Source organism: Castellaniella defragrans (genome assembly GCF_014203015.1).
GTDB classification, from domain to species: domain Bacteria; phylum Pseudomonadota; class Gammaproteobacteria; order Burkholderiales; family Burkholderiaceae_B; genus Castellaniella; species Castellaniella defragrans.
Window position 1 is genome coordinate 139336 of record NZ_JACHIB010000009.1, and the last position, 26615, is coordinate 165950.

The 26615-nt window shown below is 68.6% G+C and carries 22 protein-coding genes and 1 pseudogene; 13 read left to right on the forward strand and 10 right to left on the reverse strand.

The features are described from left to right. Positions 1–22: 22 nt before the first annotated feature. The 4 genes from HNR28_RS09225 to HNR28_RS09240 all read right to left on the reverse strand — a co-directional run bounded on the left by HNR28_RS09225 (position 23) and on the right by HNR28_RS09240 (position 4238). Positions 23–1522, reverse strand: coding sequence for a tripartite tricarboxylate transporter permease (locus HNR28_RS09225; protein ID WP_043684486.1), 1500 nt, complete (start codon positions 1520–1522; stop codon positions 23–25). 12 nt (positions 1523–1534) lie between these two features. Beyond that, on the reverse strand, positions 1535–2005 hold the full coding sequence (locus HNR28_RS09230) for a tripartite tricarboxylate transporter TctB family protein (RefSeq protein WP_148304992.1): 471 nt from the start codon (positions 2003–2005) through the stop codon (positions 1535–1537). A 124-nt stretch (positions 2006–2129) separates the two neighbouring features. Beyond that, positions 2130–3104, reverse strand: coding sequence for a tripartite tricarboxylate transporter substrate binding protein BugD (locus tag HNR28_RS09235; RefSeq protein ID WP_148304991.1), 975 nt, complete (start codon positions 3102–3104; stop codon positions 2130–2132). Positions 3105–3248: 144 nt separating this feature from the next. Further along, on the reverse strand, positions 3249–4238 hold the full coding sequence (locus HNR28_RS09240; RefSeq protein ID WP_151024526.1) for a TRAP transporter substrate-binding protein: 990 nt from the start codon (positions 4236–4238) through the stop codon (positions 3249–3251). 245 nt (positions 4239–4483) lie between these two features. Between HNR28_RS09240 and HNR28_RS09245 the strand changes: the two genes are divergently transcribed. Together HNR28_RS09245 and HNR28_RS09250 are read left to right on the forward strand one after the other, a co-directional pair. Then, a complete protein-coding gene (locus HNR28_RS09245) occupies positions 4484–6490 on the forward strand; it encodes a PAS domain S-box protein (RefSeq protein WP_151024525.1) in 2007 nt (668 codons plus the stop codon). Between the two features lie 231 nt (positions 6491–6721). Next, positions 6722–7312, forward strand: coding sequence for a response regulator transcription factor (locus tag HNR28_RS09250; RefSeq protein WP_043684475.1), 591 nt, complete (start codon positions 6722–6724; stop codon positions 7310–7312). An 85-nt stretch (positions 7313–7397) separates the two neighbouring features. Here the strand turns inward: HNR28_RS09250 and amaB are convergent, their stop codons facing one another. Continuing rightward, positions 7398–8909, reverse strand: a complete 1512-nt coding sequence (amaB, locus tag HNR28_RS09255) for an L-piperidine-6-carboxylate dehydrogenase (protein WP_043684471.1) — start codon at positions 8907–8909, stop codon at positions 7398–7400. A gap of 249 nt (positions 8910–9158) precedes the next feature. On the opposite strand from amaB, the gene HNR28_RS09260 reads away from it, so the two are divergent. Genes HNR28_RS09260 through HNR28_RS09275 form a run of 4 tightly spaced genes read left to right on the forward strand, consistent with a single transcriptional unit; the run spans position 9159 to position 13695 of the window. After that, positions 9159–10340 (forward strand): NAD(P)/FAD-dependent oxidoreductase, encoded by a 1182-nt coding sequence (locus HNR28_RS09260; RefSeq protein ID WP_043684468.1) that lies wholly within the window; start codon positions 9159–9161, stop codon positions 10338–10340. A 46-nt stretch (positions 10341–10386) separates the two neighbouring features. After that, the gene (locus HNR28_RS09265; protein ID WP_221291649.1) at positions 10387–11037 is read left to right on the forward strand and encodes a helix-turn-helix domain-containing protein; all 651 of its coding nucleotides are present in this window, start codon (positions 10387–10389) and stop codon (positions 11035–11037) included. Continuing rightward, complete coding sequence (locus HNR28_RS09270) at positions 11030–11953, forward strand: delta(1)-pyrroline-2-carboxylate reductase family protein (protein ID WP_151024524.1); 924 nt, start codon at positions 11030–11032, stop codon at positions 11951–11953. The genes HNR28_RS09265 and HNR28_RS09270 overlap by 8 nt, the downstream gene beginning before the upstream one ends. Before the next feature lie 59 nt (positions 11954–12012). Beyond that, positions 12013–13695, forward strand: a complete 1683-nt coding sequence (locus tag HNR28_RS09275; protein WP_151024533.1) for a thiamine pyrophosphate-binding protein — start codon at positions 12013–12015, stop codon at positions 13693–13695. Between the two features lie 46 nt (positions 13696–13741). Here the strand turns inward: HNR28_RS09275 and HNR28_RS09280 are convergent, their stop codons facing one another. After that, on the reverse strand, positions 13742–14686 hold the full coding sequence (locus HNR28_RS09280; protein WP_151025174.1) for a LysR family transcriptional regulator ArgP: 945 nt from the start codon (positions 14684–14686) through the stop codon (positions 13742–13744). 322 nt (positions 14687–15008) lie between these two features. Between HNR28_RS09280 and HNR28_RS09285 the strand changes: the two genes are divergently transcribed. Then, a complete protein-coding gene (locus tag HNR28_RS09285; protein ID WP_457912094.1) occupies positions 15009–15644 on the forward strand; it encodes a LysE/ArgO family amino acid transporter in 636 nt (211 codons plus the stop codon). Here the strand turns inward: HNR28_RS09285 and HNR28_RS18690 are convergent. Further along, on the reverse strand, positions 15641–17686 hold the full coding sequence (locus tag HNR28_RS18690) for a methyl-accepting chemotaxis protein (protein WP_151025175.1): 2046 nt from the start codon (positions 17684–17686) through the stop codon (positions 15641–15643). The genes HNR28_RS09285 and HNR28_RS18690 overlap by 4 nt on opposite strands. A gap of 255 nt (positions 17687–17941) precedes the next feature. Here HNR28_RS18690 and htpG point away from each other — a divergent pair, with 255 nt between their 5' ends. The 6 genes from htpG (at position 17942) to HNR28_RS09320 (ending at position 23483) form a co-directional block, all read left to right on the forward strand. Then, the gene (htpG, locus tag HNR28_RS09295) at positions 17942–19843 is read left to right on the forward strand and encodes a molecular chaperone HtpG (RefSeq protein ID WP_151025176.1); all 1902 of its coding nucleotides are present in this window, start codon (positions 17942–17944) and stop codon (positions 19841–19843) included. A 299-nt stretch (positions 19844–20142) separates the two neighbouring features. Continuing rightward, on the forward strand, positions 20143–21261 hold the full coding sequence (locus tag HNR28_RS09300; protein WP_043684459.1) for an S-(hydroxymethyl)glutathione dehydrogenase/class III alcohol dehydrogenase: 1119 nt from the start codon (positions 20143–20145) through the stop codon (positions 21259–21261). After that, complete coding sequence (gene fghA / locus HNR28_RS09305) at positions 21248–22087, forward strand: S-formylglutathione hydrolase (RefSeq protein WP_151025177.1); 840 nt, start codon at positions 21248–21250, stop codon at positions 22085–22087. The genes HNR28_RS09300 and fghA overlap by 14 nt, the downstream gene beginning before the upstream one ends. Positions 22088–22299: 212 nt before the next feature. Next, positions 22300–22644 carry a PhzF family phenazine biosynthesis protein gene (locus HNR28_RS18845; protein WP_409360361.1) on the forward strand — a complete coding sequence of 115 codons (345 nt, stop codon included), beginning with the start codon at positions 22300–22302 and terminating at the stop codon, positions 22642–22644. A gap of 4 nt (positions 22645–22648) precedes the next feature. Then, positions 22649–23278 (forward strand): Fic/DOC family protein, encoded by a 630-nt coding sequence (locus tag HNR28_RS09315; protein ID WP_043684451.1) that lies wholly within the window; start codon positions 22649–22651, stop codon positions 23276–23278. A gap of 25 nt (positions 23279–23303) precedes the next feature. Beyond that, positions 23304–23483: a hypothetical protein gene (locus HNR28_RS09320; RefSeq protein ID WP_170288505.1), complete on the forward strand. Its 180-nt coding sequence runs from the start codon at positions 23304–23306 to the stop codon at positions 23481–23483. A gap of 42 nt (positions 23484–23525) precedes the next feature. Here the strand turns inward: HNR28_RS09320 and HNR28_RS09325 are convergent, their stop codons facing one another. The 3 genes and pseudogenes from HNR28_RS09325 to HNR28_RS09335 form a co-directional block, all read right to left on the reverse strand. Then, positions 23526–24353, reverse strand: a complete 828-nt coding sequence (locus tag HNR28_RS09325; RefSeq protein ID WP_043684449.1) for an isocitrate lyase/PEP mutase family protein — start codon at positions 24351–24353, stop codon at positions 23526–23528. Positions 24354–24507: 154 nt separating this feature from the next. Further along, positions 24508–26193: an AIPR family protein gene (locus HNR28_RS09330; protein ID WP_158386313.1), complete on the reverse strand. Its 1686-nt coding sequence runs from the start codon at positions 26191–26193 to the stop codon at positions 24508–24510. Between the two features lie 146 nt (positions 26194–26339). After that, positions 26340–26528, reverse strand: a pseudogene (locus HNR28_RS09335) (VOC family protein); the annotation flags it as partial. Between the last annotated feature and the right edge of the window lie 87 nt (positions 26529–26615).

Sequence of the window (26615 nt, forward strand, 5' to 3'; positions counted from 1 at the left end):
GCGCGGGCGCCCGCCCGGAGGGTCATTCCACGAATACGTCCTCGCGCTTCCTGCGCAGCGCCGGGCTCAGGACCACGAGCAGGGCGATGGCGGAAAGCCCGAGCATGGTCGCGCTGATGGGGCGTTCGATGAAGACCATCGGGTCGCTGCGCGACAGCAGCAGCGCGCGGCGCAGGTATTCCTCCATCATCGGCCCGAGGATGTAGCCCAGCAGCAGCGGCGCGGGCTCGCATTCGAGCTTGGCGCAGAGGTAGCCGAACAGGCCGAACAGCCCCATCAGGTAGATGTCGAAGGTGCTGTTCTTCAGGCTGAACACGCCGATGGCGCAGAACATCAGGATGAGCGGATACAGGTACTGGTAGGGCACCAGGATCATGCGCGCCCACAGGCCGATCATCGGCAGGTTGAGCACGATCAGGAACAGGTTGCCGATCCACATCGAGACGATGATGCCCCAGAACAGCGCCGGCTGCTCGGTCATCACGGCCGGGCCGGGCTGGATGCCCTGGATGATCAGCGCGCCGATCATCAGCGCCATCACGGGGTTGGACGGGATGCCCAGCGTCAGCATCGGGATGAACGAGGTCTGGGCGCCGGCGTTGTTGGCCGATTCGGGCGCGGCCACGCCCTCGATCGCCCCGCTGCCGAATTCGGCGGAGTTCTTCGACAGCTTCTTCTCGATCGAGTAGGCGGCGAAGGAGGACAGCATCGTGCCGCCGCCCGGCAGGATGCCGAGGACGCAGCCGATGCCGGTGCCGCGCAGGATCGGGGCGACCGAGCGCTTCAGGTCGGCCAGGGAAGGCATCAGGCCGGTCACCTTCTTCATCACCAGCGAGCGGGCTTCCTTGTTTTCCAGGTTGAGGATGATCTCGCCCAGGCCGTAGATGCCCATGGCGACGATGACGAAATCGATCCCGTCGGCGAGTTCGGGCAGGTCGAACGTATAGCGCGCCATGCCGGAATTCACGTCGGTGCCGATCAGGCCCAGCAGCAGGCCCAGCACCGTCATGCCGATCGCCTTGAGCAGCGAGCCGCGCGCCAGCACGACGGCGGCCACCAGGCCCAGCGTCATCAGCGAGAAGTATTCGGCGGGGCCGAACTTCAGCGCCAATTCGGCCAGCGGCGGCGCGAACATGGCCAGCACCAGCGTGGCCACGGTGCCGGCGAAGAACGAACCGATGGCGGCGATGGCCAGCGCCTTGCCGGCCTGCCCCTTGCGCGCCATCTGGTAGCCGTCGATGGCCGTCACCACGGAGGACGACTCGCCCGGCAGGTTCACCAGGATGGCGGTGGTCGAGCCGCCGTAGGAGGCGCCGTAGTAGATCCCCGCGAGCATGATCAGCGAGGTGATCGGCGGCAGCGAGAACGTCGCCGGCAGCAGCATGGCGATGGTGGCGATGGGCCCCAGGCCGGGCAGCACGCCCACCGCGGTGCCGAGGAAGACGCCGGCCAGGCAGTAGAAGAGGTTGGCGGCCGTGAGGGTGGCGTCCAGGCCGAGGGCGAGATTGCCGAGCAGTTCCATGGATGTCTCTCCTTACCGGCCGAGCCAGGCGAGCCAGGGGCCGAACACGGGCAGCGGCAGGCCCAGGGCTTTCACGAACACCAGGACGCAGAACAAGATGGCCCCGACCGAGAGGATGAGCGAGGCCCTGAAGTGGAATTTGTCGCTGGCGTAGGCGCTGACCATGACCAGGGCGGCCACGGCGGCCACGATGCCCGCGTTGCGCACCAGCAGGCCGAACAGGAAGACCGCGAACAGGATCAGGGCCAGGTCGCGGACGGAGAAGCGCTGGATCGCCTCGCCGCGCAGCCAGAGGGCGCGCAGGGTGGTGGCCAGGCCGATCAGGGACAGCAGTCCGCCCAGGACGATGGGGAAGTAGGCGGGGCCCATGCGGCCGGCCGTGCCCATCGGGTAGTCCTGTCCGATCACCACGGCCGCCAGGCCGAAGAACATGAACATGACCCCGGACCAGAAATCCTTGGGGTGGCGGATGAATTGGAACACGATGAACTCCTTGCGCACGGCCGGCGCCGCGGAGCCGGGCCGTTGCGGACGGAAGGGGAGCGGCGGGCCGCCCGGCGCGCGGCGGCGCGTCCGGCGGCCCGCCCCTGGGGCGGGGGCTGGCGCGTCAGTCGGCGAACGTGCCCGCGGCCTTGATGACGGGCGCCCACTTGTCGATCTCGGCCTTCAGGTGGGAGCCGAGCGCCTCGGGCGTGGCGCGGTCCTGGGCGACGGGCTCGGTGCCCAGTTCGGCGAAGCGCTTCACCACGTTCGGGTCCGCGAGCGCGACCTGCAGGGACTTGGACAGGCGCGCGACCGCGTCCTTCGGGGTGCCCTTGGGCGCGTACACGCCGTGCCAGACGGCGACCTCGAAGTTCGGCAGGCCGGCTTCCTTGGTGGTGGGCACGTCCGGCAGCGACGGCACGCGGGTCGGGGTGGTGACCGCGTAGACCTTGACCTTGCCCGCCTTGATCTGGCTGGTGGTGTTGGTGGTCTGGTCGCACATCACGTCCACCTGGCCGCCCAGCATGTCGTTCATGGCGGGACCGGTGCCCTTGTACGGGACGGTGGTCATGTTGGTGTCCAGCGCGCTCATGAACAGCATCCCGCACAGGTGCGAGGCGGCGCCCAGGCCGGCGTTGGCGTAGGAGACCTTGTCCTTGTTGGTCTTGATGTAGGAGACCAGCTCGCCGAAGTTCTGCGCCGGGAAGTCGCTGCGCGCGATGAGGGTCATCGGCACGTCGGTGACCAGGCCCACGGGCTCGAAGTCGGTGAGCGGATTGAAGCTCAGCTTGCGGTACAGGCTGGGCGCGGTGGACATGCCGATGTGGTGCAGCAGCACGGTGTAGCCGTCCGGCTCGGCCTTGGCGACGCGCGCCGCGCCGATGGTGCCGCCGGCCCCGCCCACGTTCTCGACGATGATCTGCTGGCCGAGGTCGTTGGACATGGACTGGGCGATCAGCCGCGCGACCGTGTCGGTGGGCCCGCCCGCAGAGAAGGGGACGATCATCGTGATCGTCTTGTCGGGGTACTTCTGGGCGAAGGCGCCGGAACTCGCGACCAGCGCGAGGCCTGCGAGCAAACCGATGGACTTGATCTTCATGTGCTTGACTCCTCTCCGGAATGATTCGTGTGGGAACTGCGTTGGAACCCATCGCGGCCGCGCTCTGCGGGGCGAGCCTCCGGGGCGATTATGCCCAGGCCGCCGCCGGCGGGGCAATTGTGGACATCCGCAATCGCCTCCGGCTCAGCGGCCGATCTCGCGGCGGATCTCCTCGACCAGGTCCTTGCCGATGCGCGCCTCCATTTCGGCGGTCGTCGCGGCCAGCGCGTCACGCCACTGGCGGCGCTCCTCGTCGCTCAGCATGTGGATCTCGGTCTTGCCGGATGCGCGCACCGCCTGCAGCGCCCGGTCGTTTTCCTGCTGCGCGATCGTGTTGGCGTAGCGCGTGGCCTCGCGCATGGCTTCCTCCAGCGCCGAGCGGATCCCCGGAGGCAGGCCTTCCCAGAATTTCCGGTTGACCACCACCGCATAGCCGAGATAGCCGTGGCGGGACACCGTCAGGTGGGATTGCACGTCCTGCATGCTCTGGGTGTAGAAATTGGACGGCGGGTTCTCGGTGCCGTCCACCACGCCCGAGCGCAGCGCGTGGTAGACCTCGCCGAACCGCAGGATCATGGGGCTGGCGCCGAGCGCCCGCATCTGCGCGTCGAGCACCCGCGAGGGCTGGATGCGCATGCGCAGGCCCTGGAAGTCGGCCGGCAGGCGCAGGGGCCGGTTCGCCGACATGACCTTGAAGCCGTTGTCCCAGAAGGCCAGGCCGATCAGCCCCTTGGGCTGCAGGCGGCGCAGCAGCTCCCTGCCGACCGGCCCCTCGGTGACCCGGTGCAGCGCGTCCTTGTCGGGAAAGAAGAAGGGCAGGTCGAACACCTCGAATTCGCGCACGCCCAGCGGACTGAACTTGGACAGCGAGGGCGCCAGCATCTGCACGGCGCCCAGCTGCAGCGCCTCCAGCTCCTCGCGGTCCTGGTAGAGCTCGCTGTTCGGGTGGACGAGCACGCGCACCCGCCCCTCGGTCGCCTGCTCGGCCAGTTCCTTGAACCGCTCCGCCGCCTTGCCCTTGGGCGTGTCCGGCGCCACCACGTGGCTGAACCGGATGAGGATCGGCTCCTGGGCGCGCGCGGGGAAGGACGCCCAGGTGAGGACGCAGGCCAGCAGGAGGAAGAACGGCTTCATGGGACGATCCGGAAGAAGAGGGCGGAGGCGCGCGGGGAATCCGCGTGGGATCCGCGCCACCGCCGTGCGCGAGCCATTGTCTGCAGCCGCGGGGCGGGCATCAACTGTGGATAACCACAATGCCGGCGCGGCGCGGCCGCCGCGCCGCCTCGGCTACACTGGGATTCCGGTTCGTCCCGGCCGCCTCGCGCGCCGCGGGACGCGCGCGAATCGGCCCCCCAGGACATCCTCGCCGATCATCCCGCATGAACGCCCGTCCGACCCGCCTCTCGTTCACCCGCCGCGGCGTGCTGCTGTGGCTGGTGCCCATGCTGTTCGTGCTGCTGATCCTGGCGTCCCTGCTGTGGCTGCCGGGCCGGGCGCGCCAGATGGAGGCCGACGAGCGCCAGGAGCAGCTGATCGCCGATACGCTCTGGCTGGAACAGACGATCCGTTTCCAGCTCGGCCGCAACGAGGACAACCTGCGCCTCATGGCCAACGAGATCGCGGCCGGCGGCCTGCCGGACGAGCGCCTGCGCGCGCGCATGGACTTCCTCGGCCGCAGCCATCCGGAACTGATGCGCATCGCCCGGCTGGACGCCGACGGGCGCATCGAGGTCGCCAGCGACGGCGGCCGCGGCGCGGGCGCCCTGCTGCCGCCGCCTTCGCCCTCCGGCCTGGAACGCGCGCGCGGCACGCGCACGCCGCAGTACGGCCAGCCCGCGCCGCCGCCCGGCCTGGAGCGGCCGGTCCTGATGGACTACTACGTGCCGCTGTTCCAGGGGGACCGCTACCTGGGCAGCCTGGTGGCCACCTATTCGGTGGCCGGCATCCTGGAGCAGATGGTGCCCTGGTGGTTCGCCCAGGACAACGAGATCCTGCTCATCGACCGCCACGAGAACGTGCTCGGGCTGCGCGCGGCCGGCGGGCCCGGGCGCGGCGTCTACACGCATTCGCGCGACCTGCACCTGCCCTACGCCGACATCACGCTGCGCAGCAACAGCGTCAAGAGCGCGCCGCACCTGCTGCCCAATCTGCTGGTGGGTTCCGTGATCGCGCTCTCGCTCGGCCTGATCTGGAGCCTGGCGGCGCTGTGGCGCGACATCAACCGCCGCATGGCCGCCGAGGACGCGCTGCGGGCGCAGGCGGCCTTCCGCGCGGCGATGGAGGATTCCCTGGTCACGGGCCTGCGCGCGCGCGACCTGGAAGGCCGCATGACCTACGTGAACCCGGCCTTCTGCCGCATGGTCGGGATGCCGGCCGAGGAACTGGTCGGACGCATGCCGCCGATGCCGTACTGGGCGCCGGAAGTGATGAACGAATACGAGCACCGCCTGGCCGAGCGCAAGGCCGGGGTCGGGAATTCGCAGGGATTCGAGACGATCTTCCAGCGCAGCGACGGCGAGCGCATCCCGGTGCTGGTCTACGAATCGCCGCTGCTGGACGAAAGCGGCCGGCAGACGGGCTGGATGGGATCGATCCTGGACATTTCCGACCGCAGGCGCTTCGAGGAACTGAACCGCCGCCAGCAGGAGAAGCTGCAGGCCAGCGCGCGGCTGGCGACCATGGGAGAAATCGCCTCGACCCTGGCGCACGAGCTGAACCAGCCCCTCGCGGCGATTTCCAGCTACACCACCGGCGCGCTCAATCTGCTGGAAAGCCATGCGCGGCTGGCCGGGCTGGAGGAAGTCGGCCCGATCAGGACGGCGCTGGAGAAGGCCCATGCGCAGATCCAGCGCGCCGGCCACATCATCCGCAGCGTCCACACCTTCGTCAAGCGGCGCGAGCCCAAGCGCGAGCCGGTCGACCTGGCCGCGCTGATCGCGGACGTGATCCAGCTGGCCGAACTGCAGGCCCGCCAGCACTTCGTCGCCATCCAGACCGAGATCGAGCCCGGCCTGCCGCAGGTGCTGGCCGATCCGGCCATGCTGGAACAGGTCCTGCTCAATCTCACGCGCAACGCCATCGAGGCCATGCGCGACGTGGAGCCGGCGCGCCGCCTGCTGCGCATCGGCGCGGGCGTCGATCCGCAGGCCCGCGGCAGCGTGGCCGTCAGCGTCGCCGACCGGGGGCACGGCATCGCGCCCGAGGTTGGCGAGCGGCTGTTCTCGCCCTTCTTCTCGACCAAGGCCGACGGGATGGGCATGGGCCTGAAGATCTGCCGCACCACGATCGAATTCCATGGCGGCACGCTGGCCTATCGCGACAATCCGGGGGGAGGCACGGTGTTCCATTTCTCGCTGCCGGTGCGGGACGCGGGCGGGGCCGCCTGAGGGGCCGCGTCCCGGATCGCCTGCCGGAGCGTTTTCGGGCCGTGCCGGCGTCCGGCGGGCGGCGCGCCGGGACGCGGGCTGGCGCAAACACCCCTTCCCGGTGAAAAATAGACCCGTCGGCGGCCGCAGGAGCGGCCGGCGGCCTTCTTTCCATGTTTCCATGTTTTCATGACAAGAAACCGCGGAGGCGGCCGGCCGGCCGGCGCCAAGCGGACTTCCCGAGGGACACCCATGCTGCACATCGTCGATGACGAAGAAGTCATCCGAGACTCCCTGAGCTGGCTGGCGTACTCGCGCGCCATTCCCGCGGCGAGCTACGGCAGCGCCGACGCCTTCCTGCGCGCGCTGGAGGCGGACGATCCGTTCGATCCGGCCGGCGACTGCCTGCTGCTGGACGTGCGCATGCCCGACATGAGCGGCACGCTGCTGTTCGACACGCTCGCCGAGCGCGGCTACACCCGGCGCGTGCCGGTCATCTTCCTGACCGGCCATGGCGACGTGCCGATGGCCGTCGACAGTCTGAAGCGCGGCGCCTTCGACTTCTTCGAGAAGCCCTTCAACGACAACAAGCTGATGGACCGCGTGCAGGAGGCCCTGCAGGCCTCGCGCGAGGCGGGCGACCGCGCCCAGGTGGACCGGCGCCTGGCCGCGCTGTCGGCGCGCGAGCGCGAGGTGCTGGACCTGATCCTGGAGGGCAAGATGAACAAGGTGATCGCGGACATCCTCGGCATCAGCATGCGCACCGTGGAGGTGCACCGCGCGCACGTCCTGGAGAAGATGGGCGTCCGGACGGCGGTCGATCTCGCCCGCCTGCTGCGGTAGGCGGGGGTCTTCCACGTCGCGGCCTGCAGGCCGCTCCGATTCGTCAGGCATAGGTCAGTCCGCAGGGACTGACCTATGTCCTGACTCATCCAAATCGGATGCCCTGCGCCAGGGGCAGGTCTCGGGAATAGTTGACGGTGTTGGTGGCGCGGCGCATGTAGGCCTTCCAGGCGTCGGACCCGGACTCGCGCCCGCCGCCGGTTTCCTTCTCGCCGCCGAAGGCCCCGCCGATCTCGGCGCCCGAGGTGCCGATGTTGACGTTGGCGATGCCGCAGTCCGACCCCGTGGCGCCGAGGAAGGTCCCGGCCTCGCGCAGGTCCGTGGTGAAGATCGCCGAGGACAGGCCCTGCGGGACGTCGTTGTGCAGCGCCAGGGCCTCGTCGAAGTCGCGGTAGCGCAGGACGTACAGGATCGGGGCGAAGGTCTCGCTGCGCACCACGTCGGTCTGGCCGGGCATCTCGGCCAGGGCGGGGCGGACGTACCAGGCGTCCGGGTAGCGTTCGGCCAGCAGGCGTTCGCCGCCCGTGACCGTGCCGCCCTGGGCGCGGGCCTGTTCCAGCGCCGCCTGCATGGCCTCGTAGGCGGCCCGGTCGATCAGCGGGCCCACCAGGGTGCCCGGGTCCAGCGGATCGCCCACCGTGGCGCTGGCGTAGGCGGCTTTCAGCCGCGCCAGCAGGGCGTCGGCGACCGATTCGTGGACGATCAGGCGGCGCGTGGTGGTGCAGCGCTGGCCGGCCGTGCCGATGGCGCCGAACAGGATGCCGCGCGCGGCCATGTCCAGGTCGGCCGAGGGGGCCACGATGAGGGCGTTGTTGCCGCCCAGTTCCAGCAGGCAGCGGCCGAAGCGTTGCGCCACGCGCGGCCCGACCTCGCGGCCCATGCGCGTGGATCCGGTGGCCGAGACCAGCGCCACCCGGGGATCGTCCACCAGCGCCTCGCCCGGCTCGCGGGCGCCCACCAGCACGTGCAGCAGGCCCTCGGGCGCATCGCCGAAGCGCGCCAGCGCGCGCCGGAACAGGGCCTGGCAGGCGAGCGCCGTGAGCGGCGTCTTTTCCGAGGGCTTCCAGACGACCGGATCGCCGCAGACCAGGGCCAGGGCGGCGTTCCAGGACCAGACCGCCACCGGGAAATTGAAGGCCGAAATCACGCCCACCACACCCAGCGGGTGCCAGGTCTCCATCATACGGTGGCCGGGCCGCTCGGACGCGATGGTCAGGCCGTGCAGCTGCCGCGACAGGCCGACGGCGAAGTCGCAGATGTCGATCATTTCCTGGACCTCGCCCTCGCCCTCGGCGACGATCTTGCCGGCTTCCAGGGACACCAGGCGGCCCAGCGCCTGCTTGTGGGCGCGCAGTTCCTCGCCCAGCAGGCGCACGAGTTCGCCGCGCCGGGGCGCCGGCACCTGGCGCCAGGCGAGGAAGGCCTCGTGGGCCCGGGCGATCATGCGCCGGGCGTCGTCCGCGCCATGCGGGCGCAGGTCCGCCAGGCGGGCGCCGTCGATGGGGGAACGGACCGGCAGGCCGCCGGTGTGGAGCGTGTCGGCGTCCAGGCCGAAAGCGTGCAGAAGATCCTGGTGGGTATCCGTGAAGGTGGCCATGCGGGAGGGCTCCGGGCAGGGCGCGCCGTCCGGACGGCGCGCCGGGATCGATGTCTGTGAAATCCCTGACCGTTCAGGGGTTTCCCGGGCCAGCATATCACGCATGTTTCCGATGGGAAATTTTTTGCGTCTAGGGAAAATGCCTAGGGAAATGGGGCGGGATTGTCTCCAGAATAGGGGGCCGGTTAGAGGGTCGGCCTGGTGGGGCTGACCCCTGGTGGGGCCGGCCTGGTATTGGAGCGCCGCAGGATGCCGCAGACGCAGTTCGATGTCGTGATCGCCGGGGGCGCCGCCGTCGGCAGCGCCGCCGCCTATTTCCTGACGGCGGACCCCGGCTTCGGGGGCTCGGTCGCCGTGGTCGAGCCCGATCCCACCTACCAGCGCTGCGCCACCGCCCTGTCGGCCGCCTCCATCCGCCACCAGTTCTCCACCGAAGAAAACATCCGCATGTCGCGCTTCGGCACGGAGTTCCTGCGCGCCTTCGGCGACGCCCTGGCCGTGGACGGCGTGCGGCCCGATCCGGCGTTCCACGAGGGCGGCTACCTGTTCCTGGCCACGCCCGCCGGCCTGCCCGTGCTGCGCGACAATCACGCCCTGCAGCGGCGTGAGGGGGCGGACGTCGCCCTGCTGGATGCCGCCGCCCTGCGGGCGCGGTTTCCCTGGCTGCGCGTGGACGACCTGGCGGGCGGGACGCTGGGCCTGAGCGGCGAAGGCTGGCTGGACGCCTATGGCATGCTCCAGGGGCTGCGGCGCAAGGCCATCGCCCAGGGCGCCACGTACCTGCCGCGCCGGGTGACGGGCATCGAGCGCGCCGGCGCGCGCGTCACGGCGGTGCGCCTGGACGACGGCCAGGCGCTGGCATGCGGCGCCCTGGTCAATGCCGCTGGCGTCGGCGCGCCGGCCCTGGCGCGCCTGGCGGGCATCGAGCTGCCGGTGCAGGCCCGCAAGCGCAGCGTCTTCTACGTGCAATGCCCCGAGCGCCTGCCGGGATGCCCGATGGTGATCGATCCCAGCGGCGCCTACTTCCGCCCCGAGGGGCAGGGGTTCATCGCCGGCATCGCGCCGCCGCCGGACCAGGACCCCGAATGCTTCGACTTCGACGTGCAGCACGCCCTGTTCGAGGACGTGCTCTGGCCCCTGCTGGCGCGGCGCGTGCCGGCGTTCGAGGCCCTGCGCTGCGTGCGCAGCTGGGCGGGGCACTACGATATGAACCTGGTCGACCAGAATGTGATCCTGGGCCCGCATCCCGACCTGGACAACCTGTATTTCGCCAACGGCTTCAGCGGCCACGGCATGCAGCAGGCGCCGGCCGTCGGCCGGGCGCTGGCCGAGCTGATCGCGCACGGCGGCTATCGCACCCTGGACCTCGGCCGCCTGGGCTGGCGGCGCATCCTGGAAGGCCGGCCGATCGTCGAGAAGAACGTGGTATAGAGTGGAGCCGGACCGGGCCGGGCGCCGCATCGGAAGGGATGGAAAATTGAGCATCGACGCAGTCAAGGAACGCCAGTCGGCGTTGGCCGAGCGCCTGAAATCGCTGCGCCTGCGGCGCGGCTGGACCCAGGGGCAGGCGGGGGACGCCAGCGGGGTGTCGGCGTCCGCCTGGTCGAAGATCGAGAACGGCCTGATGTCCCCGACGTACGACGTGCTGCTGCGCCTGGCCCATGGCCTGGGCGTGGACGTGGCCGAACTGTTCGTTCCCGCGCGGGAACACATGGGCGCGGGCCGGCGCAGCATCGAGCGGGCGGGCGAGGGCGAGATCCACGAGACGCCGATGTACCGGCACCGGCTGCTGTGCTCGCAGCTTTCGCACAAGCGCATGATGCCGTTCCGCAGCACCATCAAGGCGCGCGACCTGGCGGCGGACGAGGGCTGGAGCCGGCACGAGGGCGAGGAATTCGTCTATGTGCTGGAAGGTGCGGTCGAGCTGCATACGGAATACTATCGGTCCGTGATCCTGGGGGCCGGCGACTGTTTCTACATCGACAGCCGCATGCGGCACCGGCTGGTCAACGCCGGCCCGCGGGATGCCGAGGTGCTGTGGCTCAGCATGGCGCCGTCCGGCGTGGCCGCGCCGGGGATCGGCAGCGGGGCCGGGACGCCCGGGAACGAGGAGAATCGCGATGAATGAGACGGGACGCGCCCTGCACGACGCGGCCGGGACGCGTGCCCTGCTGCCCTTGCCGGACCTGATGCGGGAAATCGCCCGGGCGGCGGAGGACCTGGCGGCGGGCCGCCTGTGCGCGCCGGCGCGGCAGGCCGTGCCGTTTCCCGGCGGCGCGGTGATGCTGTCCATGCCGGCCACGGCGGCCGACGTCGGCATCCACAAGCTGGTCAACGTCGCGCCGGGCAACCGCGCGCATGGCCTGCCGACGATCAACGGCCTGGTGTCGGTCCATGACGGCGAAACCGGCCGGCTGCGCCTGCTGCTGGACGGGCCGGCCGTCACGACGCGGCGCACGGCGGCGGTGTCGATGCTGGCCGCGAGCCGCCTGCTGCCCGGCGGCCCCCGCCACGCGGCCGTGTTCGGCACCGGTGTCCAGGCGGCGGGCCACGTCCAGGCCCTGCTCGAACTGCATCCGGACGCGCGGGTGGACGTGATCGGCCATGCGCCCGGCCGGGCCGAGGCCTTCGCCCGCACCTTCGGGACGGACCGGGTCCGGCCGGCGCGCGGGGTCGATCCGGCCGCCGACCTGGTGATCACGGCGACGACCAGCGCCGTGCCGGTCTACGACCGGCCCGCGCGCGCCGGCCGGCTGGTGATCGGCGTGGGAGCCTACCGCCCCGACCTGGCCGAGATCGGCGCGCGCACCCTGGCGGACAGCCATCTGTTCGTGGATGATCCCGAGGGCGCGCGGCACGAGGCGGGCGACTACCTGCAGGCGGGCGTGGACTGGCTGCGGGTGCGGTCCCTGGCCGGCCTGCTGGCCGCCGGGCCGCCCGAAGGCGCGGCCGTCTTCAAGTCCGTCGGCTGCGCGGCCTGGGATCTGGCCGCCGCGCGCTGCGCCTTGCGTTTCGCTCACTCTTCGGAAAGGAATCTTTCATGACCACGCGTCACAGCGCCAGCCCCGCCTTCCAGGGCGGGGCCGAGCATGGCCACGCCGGCATGGCGGTGCGCGCCGCCAGCCGTCCGGCCCCCCGCCTGGCGGGGCACGTCCTGGTGGATCAGCTGCGCCTCCATGGCGTGGACCACGTATTCTGCGTGCCGGGTGAAAGCTACCTGCCGGTGCTCGACGGCCTGGTCGACGCCGACATCCAGGTCACGGTCTGCCGCCAGGAGGGCGGCGCCGCCATCATGGCCGAGGCCTACGGCAAGCTGACCGGCCGGCCCGGCGTGTGCCTGGTGACCCGCGCGCCGGGCGCCGCCAACGCCTTCGCGGGGGTGCACGTGGCGTCGCAGGATTCCACGCCCCTGGTCCTGCTGGTCGGGCAGATCGACCGGGCGATGCGCGACCGCGAGGCCTTCCAGGAAATGGACTATCGCGCCGTGTTCGGCACCCAGGTCAAGTGGGCCGCCGAGATCGACCGGGCCGGACGCATTCCCGAATACCTGTCGCGTGCCTTCCACGTGGCGCTGTCCGGGCGGCCGGGGCCGGTGGTGCTGGCCCTGCCCGAGGACATGCTGGGCGAATCCGTCACGGTGGCCGACGCGCGGCCCTGCCACGTGCCCGAGACCCTGCCGCCCGCCGCGCAGATCCAGGCGCTGGCCGACCGCCTGGCGGATGCGGAACGGCCGCTGGCCATCCTCGGCGGCAGCCGCTGGGACGCCCGCTCCGTGCAGGCCTTCGGCGCCTTCGCCGAGCGCCACGCCCTGCCGGTGGCGGTGCAGTTCCGCCGCCAGATGCTGTGCCCCGTGGACCATCCCTGCTTCATCGGCGACCTGGGGCTGGGCGCCGATCCCCGGCTGCTGGAGGCGATCCGCGAATCCGACCTGATCCTGGCCGTGGGCGGGCGCCTGTCCGAAGTCCCCAGCCAGGGCTATACCCTGCTCGACGTGCCGAACCCGTCCCAGACGCTGGTCCACGTGCATCCCGACGTCGGCGAGCTGAACCGCGTCTACCAGGCGGACATCGCCATGGCCTGCGCGCCCGGCACCTGGGTGCGCGCCATCGAACCCCTGGCGCCCACGGCGACCACGGCGCGCCGCCAGCGCTGCGAGCGGCTGCATGCGCGCCGCCAGGAATGGAGCGATCCGTCCACCGTCGAGCATCCCGGCGCCCTGCAGATGGGCCGGGTGATGGCGCACCTGAACGTCGTGCTGCCGGAGGACGCCATCCTGACCAACGGAGCCGGCAACTACGCCACCTGGCTGCACCGCTACTATCGCTTCCGCGCCTACGGCACCCAGCTGGCGCCCACCTCGGGCTCGATGGGCTACGGTCTGCCCGCGGCGGTGGCCGCCCAGCGCCTCTACCCGCACCGCCGGGTGGTGTGCATGGCGGGCGACGGCTGCTTCATGATGCACGGCCAGGAATTCGCCACGGCCGTCCAGTATGGCCTGCCGATCCTGGTGATCCTGATCGACAACGGCATGTTCGGCACCATCCGCATGCACCAGGAGCGGCGCTATCCCGGCCGGGTGTCCGCCACCGCGCTGCGCAATCCCGATTTCGCGGCGTACGCGCGCGCCTTCGGCGGCCATGGCGAGCGCGTCGAGACGACCGAGGACTTCGCCCCCGCGCTGCGGCGCGCCCTGGACAGCGGCCTGCCGGCCATCCTGCACTGCCTGCTGGATCCGGAGGCCATCACGCCGACGACGACCCTGAGCCGCCTGCGCCAGGGCGGCTGAGCGGCCCCTGGCCGGCGTCGCCGGCGCGGGCCGGGCGGCGCCGGATTCAGGCCGTCGCCGGTCCGGCCCGTTCGCCGGCGGCGGACGCGGGCGCGCGGGCCGGCCGCACCAGGGCGCGCGCGGCCCGCAGCACGGCCGAGGTCAGCAGCTCCATGGTGTGCGCGCCGGTGCGCCAGTGCTGCCAGTACAGCGGCACGTCGTGCCAGGCCCGCGCCCGCAGGGGCATCAGGCGGCCGTCTTCCAGCGCCTCGCGGACCATGGGCAGCGGATTCATGGTCCAGCCCAGGCCGGCCAGCGTGGCCGAAACGAAGGCGTGCGACGAGGGCACCCACCAGGTCGGCGGCTGCCAGGGCGTGTCGCCCATCACCTGGCGCGCGAACTGGGCCTGCAGGGCGTCCTTGCGGTTGAAGACCAGCACCGGCGCGCTCGCCAGCGCGTCCGGGGTCACGCCGCGGGCGAAATGCCGGGCGTGGAAGGCGGGCGCGCAGGTGGCGACGTAGCGCATGCGCCCCAGCGCGTGGACCCGGCAGCCCTGCACCGGATCGCCCAGCGTGGTGACGGCCGCCAGCACGCTGCCGTTGCGCAGCAGGGCGGCCGTGTGGTCCTGGTCCTCGGAGATCAGGTCCAGCGTGGTGCGGGTCTGTTCCGCGTAGCGCGTGGCCGCCTCGATGAACCAGGTCTCCAGGCTGTCGTGGTTGACCGCGATGCGCAGGCTGGGCGCGGGGCGGTCCTCGCCCATGCCCAGGCGCTCCAGCGCCTCGTGCTCCAGCAGGGCGGCCTGCTCGGCCAGCCGCACCAGGACGCGGCCGTCGTCCGTGGGCTGCGCCGGGATGGTGCGCAGCACCAGCAGCCGTCCCATGCGCGATTCCAGCGTCTTGATGCGCTGGGACACGGCCGAGGGGGTGACGTGCAGGGCCGCGGCGGCCCGCTCGAAGCTGCCTTCGCGCACCACGGCCGCCAGGGCGCGCAGGTTGTCGTGATCCAGTTGCATGGGCGTGAGTTCCAGGGCGGAGTGCCGGGCGTTCCGTATCCGGCGGTGCGGGGGTCGGTGGGGCATTCGATGCCGGGCGTCCGCCGTCCGCCACCGGCCCTATGTATTAAGCCTGGCTAAATCATATTTAAATAAATTAGCTGTATTTTATACCCAGTCTTGCGCACAATGCGGTCCAGGCCCCACGCACGGCGTCCGTTCCGGCCCGCCGCGCCCGGAGGCCGGTGGACGGCCCGGGCTTCGCGCCGCCCGCCGCCCCGGCCCTTGTTCCGGCCCTTGTCCCGTCCCTTGTTCCGTTTCTCGTCCGCCACCGCAGGAGCCCATGATGTTCGCCGCCGCCATGCCCACCGTGTCCCCCCTGGTCGCCGCCTGGACCAGCGGGACGCTGACGGGCCTGGGCATGTTCGCCGTGGTGGGCGCGCAAAGCGCCTTCATCCTGCGCCAGGGCATCGCCCGCGCCCACCTGAGCGCCATCCTGCTGGTGTGCGCCCTGATCGACGCCTGCTTCATCTTCGGCAGCGTGTCGGGCCTGCAGGCGCTGACGGCCTGGCTGCCCGGGCTGGCGGGCGCCGTGCAATGGTGCGGGGTGGCGTTCCTGTCGTGGTACGGCGTCCAGTCGGCGCGCCGGGCCTGGCGCCCGGCCGCCGGTCCCCGGGCCGACCAAGCCGCGGTGTCCTCGCGCCGCGCCGCCCTGCTGGGGGCGGTGGGCTTCACCCTGCTCAACCCGCATTTCTGGCTGGACATGATGGTGCTGGGCTCGATCGCCCACGGCTTCGCCGACGCCCGCTTCGGCTTCGCCGCCGGGGCCCTGACCGCCAGCGTGCTGTGGCTGGCGGCGCTGGGCCTGGGGTCGCGGCTGTGCGCGCCGCTGTTCCGCGATCCCCGCGCCTGGCGCTGGCTGGACGGCGGCATCGCCGCCGTCATGTTCCTGCTGGCCTGGCGGCTGCTGCCCCTCTAGCCCGGCAGGCGCGCCTTCTGGCCGGGCAGGCGCGGCACGTCCGCGCGGCCCAGGGCAGGGGGCTGCTCCGCGGCGGCCGGTTCCGCCTCCCCGGTTTCCCCGGTGCGGAACACCGCCACGGTGTCCGCTAGGCGGTCGGCCTGTTCCCGCAGGGAATCGGCGGCGGCCGCCGCCTGCTCGACCAGCGCGGCGTTCTGCTGCGTCACCTGATCCATCTGCGTGACCGCCAGGTTCACCTGGTCGATGCCGGTGGACTGTTCGTTCGAGGCCGAGGCGATTTCCCCCATGATGTGCGTCACCCGGTCGACAGCCGCCAGGACTTCCTGCATGGTGGCGCCCGCGTCGCCCGCCTGGCGCGTGCCGGATTCGACTTCCCTGGACGCCGTCTCGATCAGCGCCTTGATCTCGCGCGCGGCCTCGGCGGAGCGCTGGGCCAGGGCGCGGACCTCGCCGGCCACCACGGCGAAGCCGCGGCCCTCCTCGCCGGCGCGCGCGGCTTCCACCGCCGCGTTCAGGGCCAGGATGTTGGTCTGGAAGGCGATGGAATCGATCACGCCGATGATGTCGGTGATGCGCGACGAGCTGTCGGCGATGCGCTTCATGGTGTCCACCATGCCGTGGACGGCCTGCTCGCCCTGGTGGGCGGTCTGCGAGGCCCCCGCGGCGAGCTGGTCGGCCTGGCGGGCGTTGTCCGCGTTCTGCCGCACGGTCGAGGCCAGCTCTTCCATGCTGGCGGCCGTCTCCTGCAGGGAGGCGGCCTGCTCCTCGGTGCGGCTGGACAGGTCGGTGTTGCCCACGGCGATCTCGCGCGCGCCCGTGTGGATCTCGCCCACGCTGCGGCGCACCTGGCGGATCATGCGGCGCAGGGCGTCCTGCGTGCCGCGCAGGCTGTCCAGCAGCTGGTGGACCTCGTTGCGGCTGCCGGCCGGGCTGTCCGGGATCTCGTGGGTCAGGTCGCCCGCGCCCAGCCGCTGCATGCCGGTCACCACGTCGCGCACCGGCCGCAGGGTGCGGCGGGCCAGCCAGCGGATCAGCAGGGAAATCAGCAGCGTGCCCAGCAGCATCACGCCCAGCTGGATCCACATCGCGCGGGTGCTTTCGGCCAGGTAGTCGTCGACGCCGCCGAAGCCGTACATCAGCCAGCCCCAGTTGGGCACCGTCTGCCAGGCGAGGAAGATCTCCTCGTCCCGGACCGTGATGCGCGTCACCCCGGCCGGGGCCGACTGGAAGGTGCCGTGCATGGCGGCGAAGTCGGCCGGCGGATTGCCGGCGCTCAGCAGGTCGCCGGGCTTGCCGAAGGTGCCGGCGACGCGGATCCAGTCCTTGCCGTCGGCGGTCGGCCGCAGCACGAACAGCTGGCCGTACTGGGCCAGCTTGGTCTCGGTCAGGTCCTTGAGCACCGGGTCGATCTGGGCGCTGATGTCCAGGTGATCGACGATGCCGCCGTAGACCTTGCCGCCGTCCTTGAGCGGGTTGATCGTGATCAGGTGCCATTTGTCGCCGATCAGGCCGGGCGCGTGCACGACCTCGCCCCCGTCCAGGGCCCGGGCGATGGGGTCGGAGGGATCCAGCGTCCCGCCCAGGGCGTGGTCCGGCCGGTCCTGGTAGGCGCTGGCGATGCGCGTCCAGCCCTTGCCGGTGCGGGCGTAGACCTCGGCCGACATGCCGGTGACGCTGCGCATCAGGTCCTGGTCGCCGTTGATGGGCATGCCCGAGGACTTGAACACCGGCAGGCCGTTCTCGACCTGGCCGGTGGGCTTGGGCTCGCCGTTCATGTAGCGGATCAGCACCGGGTACAGAGATTCGCTGCGCTTGCGGGCGATGTCGTAGATCAGCTGCAGGGTGCGGTCGTAACCCTGCAGCCCGTAGCGGTTGGCGGCGCTGACGTTGTCGATGGCCGTCTGCCGGTTCTGCCAGGTGATGATGGAGGCCAGGACCGCCATCACCAGGATGGTGATCAGGGTGGCGGCGATGAACAGCTGGGTGCCGAGTGTGGCGCGCGCCATGCGGCCGGCGTTATGGCCCCCGGGTCGTCTGGACATGGTATGTCTCCTGCGGAGCGATGCATTCTTGTGGAAGGTTCTTGTGGAAGATAACCTTAGCGGATCGCGTCCTATCCGGAGATGTCTGGAAACAAATGAGGATTATTCATGGAAAGCATGGTCCCGGGGCGCCGGCCATCTTGAAAACCGCGCCCGCCGGCCCCATGTGAACAGGCAGCCCGTCCCGCCGGCCGCCGTTCGGCCGTCCGCGGGGCGCCCTGCAATCCCGCGAGAACCTTCGATCCCATCCGTATCATGAGCGAAACCGACACCAAGACGGCCGAAACCCTGGGCTTCCAGGCCGAAGTCAAGCAGTTGCTGCACCTGATGATCCATTCCCTGTACAGCAACAAGGAAATCTTCCTGCGCGAACTCGTGTCCAACGCCTCCGACGCCTGCGACAAGCTGCGCTTCGAGGCCATCGACCATCCGGAACTGCTCGAAGGCGATGCCGACCTGCGCATCCGCGTCGAGTTCGACAAGGCCGCCCGCACCGTCACCATCAGCGACAACGGCATCGGCCTGTCGCGCGACGAGGCGGTCGCCAACCTGGGCACCATCGCCCGTTCCGGCACGCGCGAATTCTTCTCCCAGCTGACCGGCGACAAGCAGAAGGACGCCCAGCTGATCGGCCAGTTCGGCGTGGGCTTCTATTCGTCCTTCATCGTCGCCGAAAAGGTCGCCGTGCGCAGCCGCCGCGCCGGCCTGCCCGCGTCCGAAGGCGTCCTGTGGGAATCCGACGGCCAGGGCGAATTCTCCGTGTCCGCCATCGAGCGCGGGGAGCGCGGCACCTCCGTCACGCTGACCCTGCGCGCCGACGAGGACGAATTCCTGTCGAGCTGGAAACTGCGCGAGATCCTGCGCCGCTATTCCGACCACATCTCCCTGCCCATCCAGATGAAGAAGGAAGAGTGGGACGCGGAGAAATCCGAACAGGTCGTTAAGGACGAATGGGAAACCGTCAACCAGGCCAGCGCCCTGTGGACCCGGTCCAAGTCCGATATCACCGACGAGCAGTACAAGGAGTTCTACAAGCACGTCGCCCACGACTACGAGGACCCGCTCGCCTGGACGCACAACCGCGTCGAGGGCCGCAGCGAATACACCCAGCTGCTGTACGTCCCGAAGCGCGCCCCCTTCGACCTGTGGGACCGCGACGCGCGCCGGGGCGTGAAGCTGTACGTCAAGCGCGTCTTCATCATGGACGACGCCGACCAGCTGCTGCCGGCCTACCTGCGCTTCGTGCGCGGCGTGGTCGATTCCGCCGACCTGCCGCTGAACGTCTCGCGCGAGATCCTGCAGGAAAGCCGCGACGTGCGCGCCATCCGCGACGGTTCCGCCAAGCGCATCCTGGGCCTGCTCGAAGAGCTGGCCCAGGACAAGCCCGAGGAATACGCCGAATTCTGGACCCAGTTCGGCCAGGTGCTCAAGGAAGGCGTGGGCGAGGACCCCGCCAACAAGGACCGCATCGCCGGCCTGCTGCGCTTCGCCTCCACCCAGTCCGACAGCCCGGCGCAGACCGTGTCCCTGGCCGACTATATCGGCCGCATGAAGGAAGGCCAGGACAAGATCTACTACCTGAGCGCCGACTCCTACGCCGCTGCCGCGCACAGCCCGCACCTGGAAGTCTTCCGCCGCAAGGGCCTGGAAGTCCTGCTGCTGTCCGACCGCGTGGACGAATGGATGCTGTCCTACCTGCGCGAATTCGAGGGCAAGGCCCTGGCCTCGGTCGCCAAGGGCGGCCTGGACCTGGACGCCCTGGCCGACGAGGAAGAAAAGAAGCAGCAGGCCGAGGCCGCCGAGGCCTTCAAGCCCACCATCGAGCGCCTGAAGGCCGCCCTGGGCGAGCGCGTCAAGGAAGTCCGCGTCACCGCCCGCCTGGTGGATTCGCCCGCCTGCGTGGTCGTGGACGAGCACGAGCTCAGCCCGCACCTGCTGCGCATGCTCAAGGCCGCCGGCCAGGACGCTCCCGAGGTCAAGCCCATCCTGGAAGTGAACCCGCAGCACGCCCTGGTCAAGCGCCTGGAGGCGCAGCCCGACGCGTCGTTCGGCGATTGGGCCGAGCTGCTGCTGGACCAGGCCATGCTGGCCGAAGGCGCGGCGCTGAAGGATCCCGCCGCCTTCGTGAAGCGGTTGAACGCGCTGCTGCTGGGATGAGCCGGGACGTAGGACAGCCCCTGCGGGCTGTCCTACGCCTGGCGAATCCGAGCGGCATGCAGGCCGCGAGGTGGGGCAGCCGGGACGTAGGACAGCCCCTGCGGGCTGTCCTACGCCTGGCGAATCCGAGCGGCATGCAGGCCGCGAGGTGGGGCGGCCGGGCCGCCCTGCGCATCAGGACCCTGAGAACCGGGAGCGCCGTGGATCGCGGCGCTCCCGGTTTGTCTTCCCGCCTGCTTCTGGCCATAATCGGCCTGAACCCCGCCTGCGCCGGGCGGGGCGGAATTGGAGACAGACTGATGAAATCCCGCGCCGCCGTGGCCTTCGAGGCCGGCAAACCCCTGCAGATCGTCGAGATCGACGTCGAACCGCCCCGCAAGGGCGAAGTCCTGGTCCGGATCACGCATACCGGTGTCTGCCACACCGACGCCTTCACCCTGAGCGGCGACGACCCCGAAGGCGTGTTCCCCGCCGTGCTCGGCCATGAAGGCGCGGGCATCGTCGTCGAAGTCGGCGAGGGCGTCACCAGCGTCGCGCCGGGCGACCACGTCATCCCCCTGTACACCGCCGAATGCGGCGAATGCCTGTTCTGCACATCGGGCAAGACCAATCTGTGCGTGGCCGTGCGCGCCACCCAGGGCAAGGGCGTGATGCCCGACGGCACCACGCGCTTTTCCTACCAGGGCCAGCCCATCCACCACTACATGGGGTGCTCGACCTTCAGCGAATACACCGTCGTCGCGGAAGTCTCGCTGGCGAAGATCGATCCGGCCGCCAACCCCGAGCAGGTCTGCCTGCTGGGCTGCGGCGTGACCACCGGCATCGGCGCCGTGCGCAACACCGCCAAGGTCCAGCCCGGCGACACCGTGGCCGTCTTCGGCCTGGGCGGCATCGGCCTGGCCGTGGTCCAGGGCGCGCGCCAGGCGGGCGCCGGGCGCATCATCGCCGTGGACACCAATCCCGACAAATTCGCGCTGGCGAAGGTCTTCGGCGCCACCGACTGCGTCAACCCCAAGGACCACGCCGAGCCCATCCAGCAGGTCATCGTCGGCATGACCGGCTGGGGCGTGGACCACAGCTTCGAGTGCATCGGCAACGTCAACGTCATGCGCGCCGCGCTGGAATGCGCCCACCGCGGCTGGGGCCAGTCCATCATCATCGGCGTCGCCGGCGCCGGCCAGGAAATCTCCACCCGGCCGTTCCAGCTGGTCACCGGGCGCTCCTGGCGCGGCACCGCCTTCGGCGGCGTCAAGGGCCGCTCGCAGCTGCCCGGCATGGTCCAGGAAGCCATGCGCGGCGACATCGACCTCGCGCCCTTCGTCACCCACACCATGGCGCTGGACGGCATCAACGAAGCCTTCGACCTGATGCACGCAGGCAAATCCATCCGTTCGGTGGTGCACTATGGAACGCATTGAGCAACACGCCTGCTTCGGCGGCCGCCAGGAAGTCTGGCGGCATGCCTCGGCCGTGCTGGGCTGCGACATGCGCGTCGGCGTCTTCCTGCCCTCGGCCGCCCTGCGCGGCGAATCGTGTCCCGTGCTGTACTGGCTGTCCGGCCTGACCTGCACCGAGCAGAACTTCATCACCAAGGCGGGCGCCCAGGCGCACGCCGAGCGCCACGGCCTGATCCTGGTCGCGCCCGACACCAGCCCGCGCGGCGCGGACGTGGCCGACGACCCGGCCTACGACCTGGGCCAGGGCGCTGGCTTCTACTTGAACGCCACCCAGGCGCCCTGGGCGGCCCACTACCGCATGCAGGACTACGTGGCCGAGGAACTGCCCGGGCTGATCGAGCGGCATTTCCCCGCCTCGTCCGCGCGGTCCATCGCCGGCCATTCCATGGGCGGGCACGGCGCGCTGGTCACCGCCCTGCGTCATCCCGGGCGCTACCGCAGCGTGTCGGCCTTCTCGCCCATTGTTGCGCCTTCGCAGGTGCCCTGGGGGCGAAAGGCCTTTGCGGCCTACCTGGGGGATGATCCCGCCGCCTGGACCCGCTGGGACGCGGTGGAGCTGATCCGCGCGGCTTCGCCCGCCGATCACCTGCCGATGCTGGTGGACCAGGGCCTGGACGACGAGTTCCTGGACGAGCAGCTGCGGACCGACCTGTTCGAGGCCGCGTGCCTGGAAGCGGGATACATGGCCACCGTGCGCCGGCATGCCGGCTACGACCACAGCTATTACTTCATCGCCAGCTTCATCGGTGAGCACATCGCCTTTCATGCGGCGGAGTTGAAGGGGTAGGGCTCGGACCAGACAGTTCTCCGGAAGCCGGTATCCGAGTTCCGTTCAATATTTCAATATGCCGGAACAGGGGACGGACTTGCCTTTGCGGCGGCCGGGCCATCTCCGCGTCGTTGACGCTCATCGGCATGGCTGGCCGGCGCGGTTTTGATGCCGCTGGCTGGGCCTCAAGTAAACTGGGGATCAACTGAAAAAGTGAGCCTCACATGACCTTGAATGGCACCGCCAGCCAGCAAATCAACGGCTATCCCGTGGACCGGCTGGCCGCGTTTTCGGATGGCGACAGCGGCGGCAATCCGGCCGGTGTCGTCATTTGCGAGGCCTTGCCGGACGCCGTCACCATGCAGGCCATTGCCGCCGAGATCGGCTATTCCGAAACGGCGTTCGCGGCGCTGGCCGGCTATCTGCGGGATGCGGGCTGGCCGCACGGTGGCGCCATCGACATTCTCCAGGGCGAGGACATGGGTTCGCCCAGCCGGATCCATGCGGAAATCCCGCCGGAAATTGGCGCCAGCATCCGGATTTCGGGGACGGTGCGGGCGTCGGGCGGATCATGATGGCATGAGCTCCAACCGTTACCAAGCCACTGGTTCGCAGGCTGAATACCAGCCCGGATCAAACGAGCAGGTGCTGCGGAATCGGCAAGGCATCACGGATCCGGCCGTGATGGTCGAACTCGAGACGAGGCTGTTGCTGCGGCTCTATGAACGGATGATGCGGGAGCAGTTTCCCAATCGGCGGCTGGACGTGGCCGACCTGATGGGATGGCACTACCAGTGGCTGGGCAATCTGTACGACTGGGCCGGGCGGCCCCGGTCCGTCAACATGAGCAAGGACGGCTTCCATTTCGCCGCCGCCATGCAGATTCCCCGGTTGCTGGACGAGTTCGAGCGGAAATACCTGCATCGCTACACGCCCTGCCATGATATCGACGACAGCACCTTGGCCGAGGCCATCGCCGTCTGCCATGTCGAACTGATCCTCATTCATCCGTTCCGCGAAGGCAACGGACGCCTGTCCCGTTTGCTGGCCGATGTGATGGCGGTGCAGGCCGGTCGCGGCCCCTTGGACTACAGCCAGTGGGATGCGGACAAGACCACGTACTTCACCGCGATCCAACGCGGGGTGGGCATGGACTATGCGCCCATGCGCGCATTGGTCAGCGTTGCGCTGGCTGGGCAGGGCGGCTGAGCGCCGCCAGGGAAACCTGGGGAAGATGGCTATCCCCGCTGCGCAATTTTGCTTCGATATCAGCGATGCGTTGGCCCGTTTCGATGGCCGTGGAACTGGCCACGGCACGCAGAATGGCTTCCTGGCTTGGAGGTTGATGCATGCGCTGACTGGACATGAAATGCCTGATTCAGAAGGAATGTTCCATTTTACCGCCTGGGCCTGAAAGCGGCCATCTTGCTGTGGTGCCCATCCTACGCCGCCCGCGCTATGGACTGCCGGGGCCGAAAAGCCGGGCCATGTCCGCATAACTGACCGCCTCTTCACCGAACGTGAACGTGCCGTGTTCCGCCATTTCGCGGCCGGCGCGCAGGAATGCGCCGAACGCCGCGCGGCTGAGCGCGCTGCCCACGCTGATGCGCTTCACGCCCATGTCCGATAGCTCGTCCAGCGTGAAATGCATTCCGGGCGATCCCATCAGCACGTTCACCGGCCGGTCCACCGAACGCACCACGGCGAGGATGTCCTCGCGCGTGCGCAGCCCCGGCGCGTAGAGCACGTCGGCGCCGGCCTCCTGGTAGGCCTGCAGGCGGCGGATCGTGTCCTTCAGGTCCGTGCGTCCGTGCAGATGGTTTTCCGCCCGCGCCGTCAGCATGAACGGGTAGGGCAGCGTCCGCACCGTCTCGACCGCCGCCGTCACGCGATCCACCGCCTCGGCCAGTTCGTAGATCGGATCATCCGGCCGGCCGGTGGCGTCCTCGATGGAGGCCCCCACGGCGCCCGCCTGCGCCGTCAGGCGGTAGGTTTCCGCGATGCCTTCCAGCGTGTCCGCGTACCCGTTTTCCATGTCCGCGCTGACGGGCAGATCGGTGGCTGCAGCCAGTTCCGCGACGTGCGCCAGCATCTGGTCCCGGCCGACCTGGTAGTCGGGCAGGCCTCGGGTATAGGCGTAGCCCGCGCTGGTGGTCGCCAGCGCCTGGAAACCCATGCCCGCCAGCAGTTTCGCCGTGCCGATGTCCCAGGGGTTGGGGATGATGAAGGCGCGGGGGGAGTGGTGGAGGGTGTGGAAGAGGCGGGCTTTTTGATGGAGGGGCATGGGGGGCTGTCAGACGGGAACTGTAAGGGTTTATGGGTATTTTCTTATAGAGGAGGGCAGCTATCGACCCAAAGCCGTCATTCGCACATATCGCTGGCAGTCACTCGAGTAAGCGTTTCGATACGAGGCGATGTCAACTATGAAAATACAGGCACTATGCTCGCGACTGTATTGCCACAGCCATCAACGCATCGGTAAAAGGCTCCGTTCGCAATGGGGCGGACTCAAGATCCCCGTTGGCTACAGCCAGCACTGCATCAGTCGCGCGCTTAAACATCCTTTCCGACTCAGCTGCGCTCCAAAGTTTTTCTATCAGCGGCTTGCACATGCGCTCGATCGCGTTCGAGTTCATCTTGGGGAGCGGAGACGGCATCTCGTACAGACGTAACGCTAAAAGGATTTCATAGCGCGCAGACCTATACTCAGTGGGTAGGATTTGATTCCGGAATAGGTATTCAAGTCGATAAGACGCCAGTGCTGCAACATAGTACGGTTCGAGCTTGTCAGTTGGCACAAACAGGTCACTTCCGACGCGATCGAGAATTCGCCGATAGCTCCTGGTGGCCCTATGTGGTTCTTGCAGGAACATAGATGCAAAGGCTCGGATCAAACCGCCAGGTGTAATGACTCGGGTCTTTTCGATGCCTCCAACACTGTTGTACTGGCGCGAACGCCGTTCATAGTACAGGCGCTGATCATCAGGGAATGCACCGAAGTATGTCTCTAGCTTCTTCTGGAAATCAGAAAGAGCGAGCAACTGCTCCTCGCGAACTTCGGTTTGCCGGTTCGTTGCCTTCACGATCGACGAAATGACCTCGTCATCACGTGTCGCAATCAGCCGAAGCGGAACCATCACCGTTTCGTCCAGAAGATCTCTCTGATCGTGCAACACGTGGCTCGTTTGACAACCGTTGACGACCTGATAGTCCTCGATATAGAAGCGGTTGGCGGTAGTTCTTAGGGTCTTGGCAATAACTGTTACGCCGTTGTTCATCAGCGCAAAGCGCGATCTGGTCGCACCGGACGTCAGCGTTTCACGCATTTCGCTGTTGACCACATTGAAGTCCTGCCAGTCGCGGACGTTGTCATAGAAGATCCCCTTGAGGATCTCATGATTCTCGTCCTCTACAAGCCTTAGGAATTCTGGGGCAGGCAATAACCCGACGTAGGACTCGGTGACTCCTTCGATATTCGGCACGACTGCCTTCAAAGCGAAATCGAACTCTCGCGAAACAGAATTTCGGCTCTCTCGGTTCAGGCGCTGAATTCCTTCCGAATCCACCGGGATAAATTCGACACTGCGAAAGATGCGCAGGGCGGTCAGATCATCAGTCGCCGCCCGTCGTCTGGCCTCGAGAGCGGCGTCGCCTGTCCAGACACCGGTCGTGACGTAGTACAGACGACATGTCGGATTACCCCGCTTGAATTTGCTGCTCTGCCTGTAGATCGCAGACATGACTTTTCCAAGCTTAGTGACTTCCTTGCTTCGCGGGAGTGATGGTTCGTCCTTAAAGAAATCCAGGACTCCGTAGCAAAACTGTCCAATCTTCGCTGTCTCAAACGATGAGGATCGTTCCGTTTGAACGAAGATAAACGACACGTCGAGGTAGCCATTCCGCTCTACGAATTCCTGTATTACCGCATCGTCGTCTACAAGTGAGCCGTTTACGATAATCGCGATGGCATCGATTCCCGTATCCCCGCCTGATCCTACGACGGTATCAGAGGTGTCGAACGCTTCAGAGAGTGACCGCCCAACCGTTAGAAAGGATGCAAAGTGTTCGAACTGCTTGTCCTCGGCTAGGGAGGCAAGGCCCTGCTCGGCGATAAACTCGGTCAACAAAGATTTCGTTATGCGGTCCATATTGTTTGACAGTTTTTAGGTTTCATCATTCTGACGGATATTTCATTACAGAGATAGCATTGGGGCGGATTTTCGAATGCCCGTTTCTGGCCGAAGCCGGTCATTCAAACGCCACACCCCTCTCACTCTTCGGGCACCAACCTCGGATTCCAAACCACCTCCCACATATGCCCGTCCGGGTCCTGGAAATATCCCGCGTACCCGCCCCAGAACGTCTCCTGCGCCGTCTTCACGATCACGGCACCTGCGGCGGCGGCCTGTGCCATCACCTCATCCACCTCGCCCCGTGAAGCCACGTTATGCCCTAGTGTTGTGTTTCATTAATTTGTTTATTTATTCAATAGTTTGAAATAAAATGGTGGACGCTTCTTTCGATGAGTGTCCACCATGAGCAAGCC

Excerpts from the sequence above, each read along its gene's own strand:
- HNR28_RS09280 (WP_151025174.1), bottom strand. The coding sequence starts at position 14,686 with ATGCAACTGGATCACGACAACCTGCGCGCCCTGGCGGCCGTGGTGCGC.
- HNR28_RS09225 (WP_043684486.1), bottom strand. The coding sequence starts at position 1,522 with ATGGAACTGCTCGGCAATCTCGCCCTCGGCCTGGACGCCACCCTCACG.
- HNR28_RS09235 (WP_148304991.1), bottom strand. The coding sequence starts at position 3,104 with ATGAAGATCAAGTCCATCGGTTTGCTCGCAGGCCTCGCGCTGGTCGCG.
- HNR28_RS09250 (WP_043684475.1), top strand. The coding sequence starts at position 6,722 with ATGCTGCACATCGTCGATGACGAAGAAGTCATCCGAGACTCCCTGAGC.
- fghA (WP_151025177.1), top strand. The coding sequence starts at position 21,248 with ATGGAACGCATTGAGCAACACGCCTGCTTCGGCGGCCGCCAGGAAGTC.
- HNR28_RS09285 (WP_457912094.1), top strand. The coding sequence starts at position 15,009 with ATGATGTTCGCCGCCGCCATGCCCACCGTGTCCCCCCTGGTCGCCGCC.
- HNR28_RS18690 (WP_151025175.1), bottom strand. The coding sequence starts at position 17,686 with ATGTCCAGACGACCCGGGGGCCATAACGCCGGCCGCATGGCGCGCGCC.
- HNR28_RS09240 (WP_151024526.1), bottom strand. The coding sequence starts at position 4,238 with ATGAAGCCGTTCTTCCTCCTGCTGGCCTGCGTCCTCACCTGGGCGTCC.
- HNR28_RS09300 (WP_043684459.1), top strand. The coding sequence starts at position 20,143 with ATGAAATCCCGCGCCGCCGTGGCCTTCGAGGCCGGCAAACCCCTGCAG.
- HNR28_RS09245 (WP_151024525.1), top strand. The coding sequence starts at position 4,484 with ATGAACGCCCGTCCGACCCGCCTCTCGTTCACCCGCCGCGGCGTGCTG.
- HNR28_RS09320 (WP_170288505.1), top strand. The coding sequence starts at position 23,304 with ATGGCTATCCCCGCTGCGCAATTTTGCTTCGATATCAGCGATGCGTTG.
- htpG (WP_151025176.1), top strand. The coding sequence starts at position 17,942 with ATGAGCGAAACCGACACCAAGACGGCCGAAACCCTGGGCTTCCAGGCC.
- amaB (WP_043684471.1), bottom strand. The coding sequence starts at position 8,909 with ATGGCCACCTTCACGGATACCCACCAGGATCTTCTGCACGCTTTCGGC.
- HNR28_RS09260 (WP_043684468.1), top strand. The coding sequence starts at position 9,159 with ATGCCGCAGACGCAGTTCGATGTCGTGATCGCCGGGGGCGCCGCCGTC.
- HNR28_RS09315 (WP_043684451.1), top strand. The coding sequence starts at position 22,649 with ATGAGCTCCAACCGTTACCAAGCCACTGGTTCGCAGGCTGAATACCAG.
- HNR28_RS09275 (WP_151024533.1), top strand. The coding sequence starts at position 12,013 with ATGGCGGTGCGCGCCGCCAGCCGTCCGGCCCCCCGCCTGGCGGGGCAC.
- HNR28_RS09325 (WP_043684449.1), bottom strand. The coding sequence starts at position 24,353 with ATGCCCCTCCATCAAAAAGCCCGCCTCTTCCACACCCTCCACCACTCC.
- HNR28_RS09270 (WP_151024524.1), top strand. The coding sequence starts at position 11,030 with ATGAATGAGACGGGACGCGCCCTGCACGACGCGGCCGGGACGCGTGCC.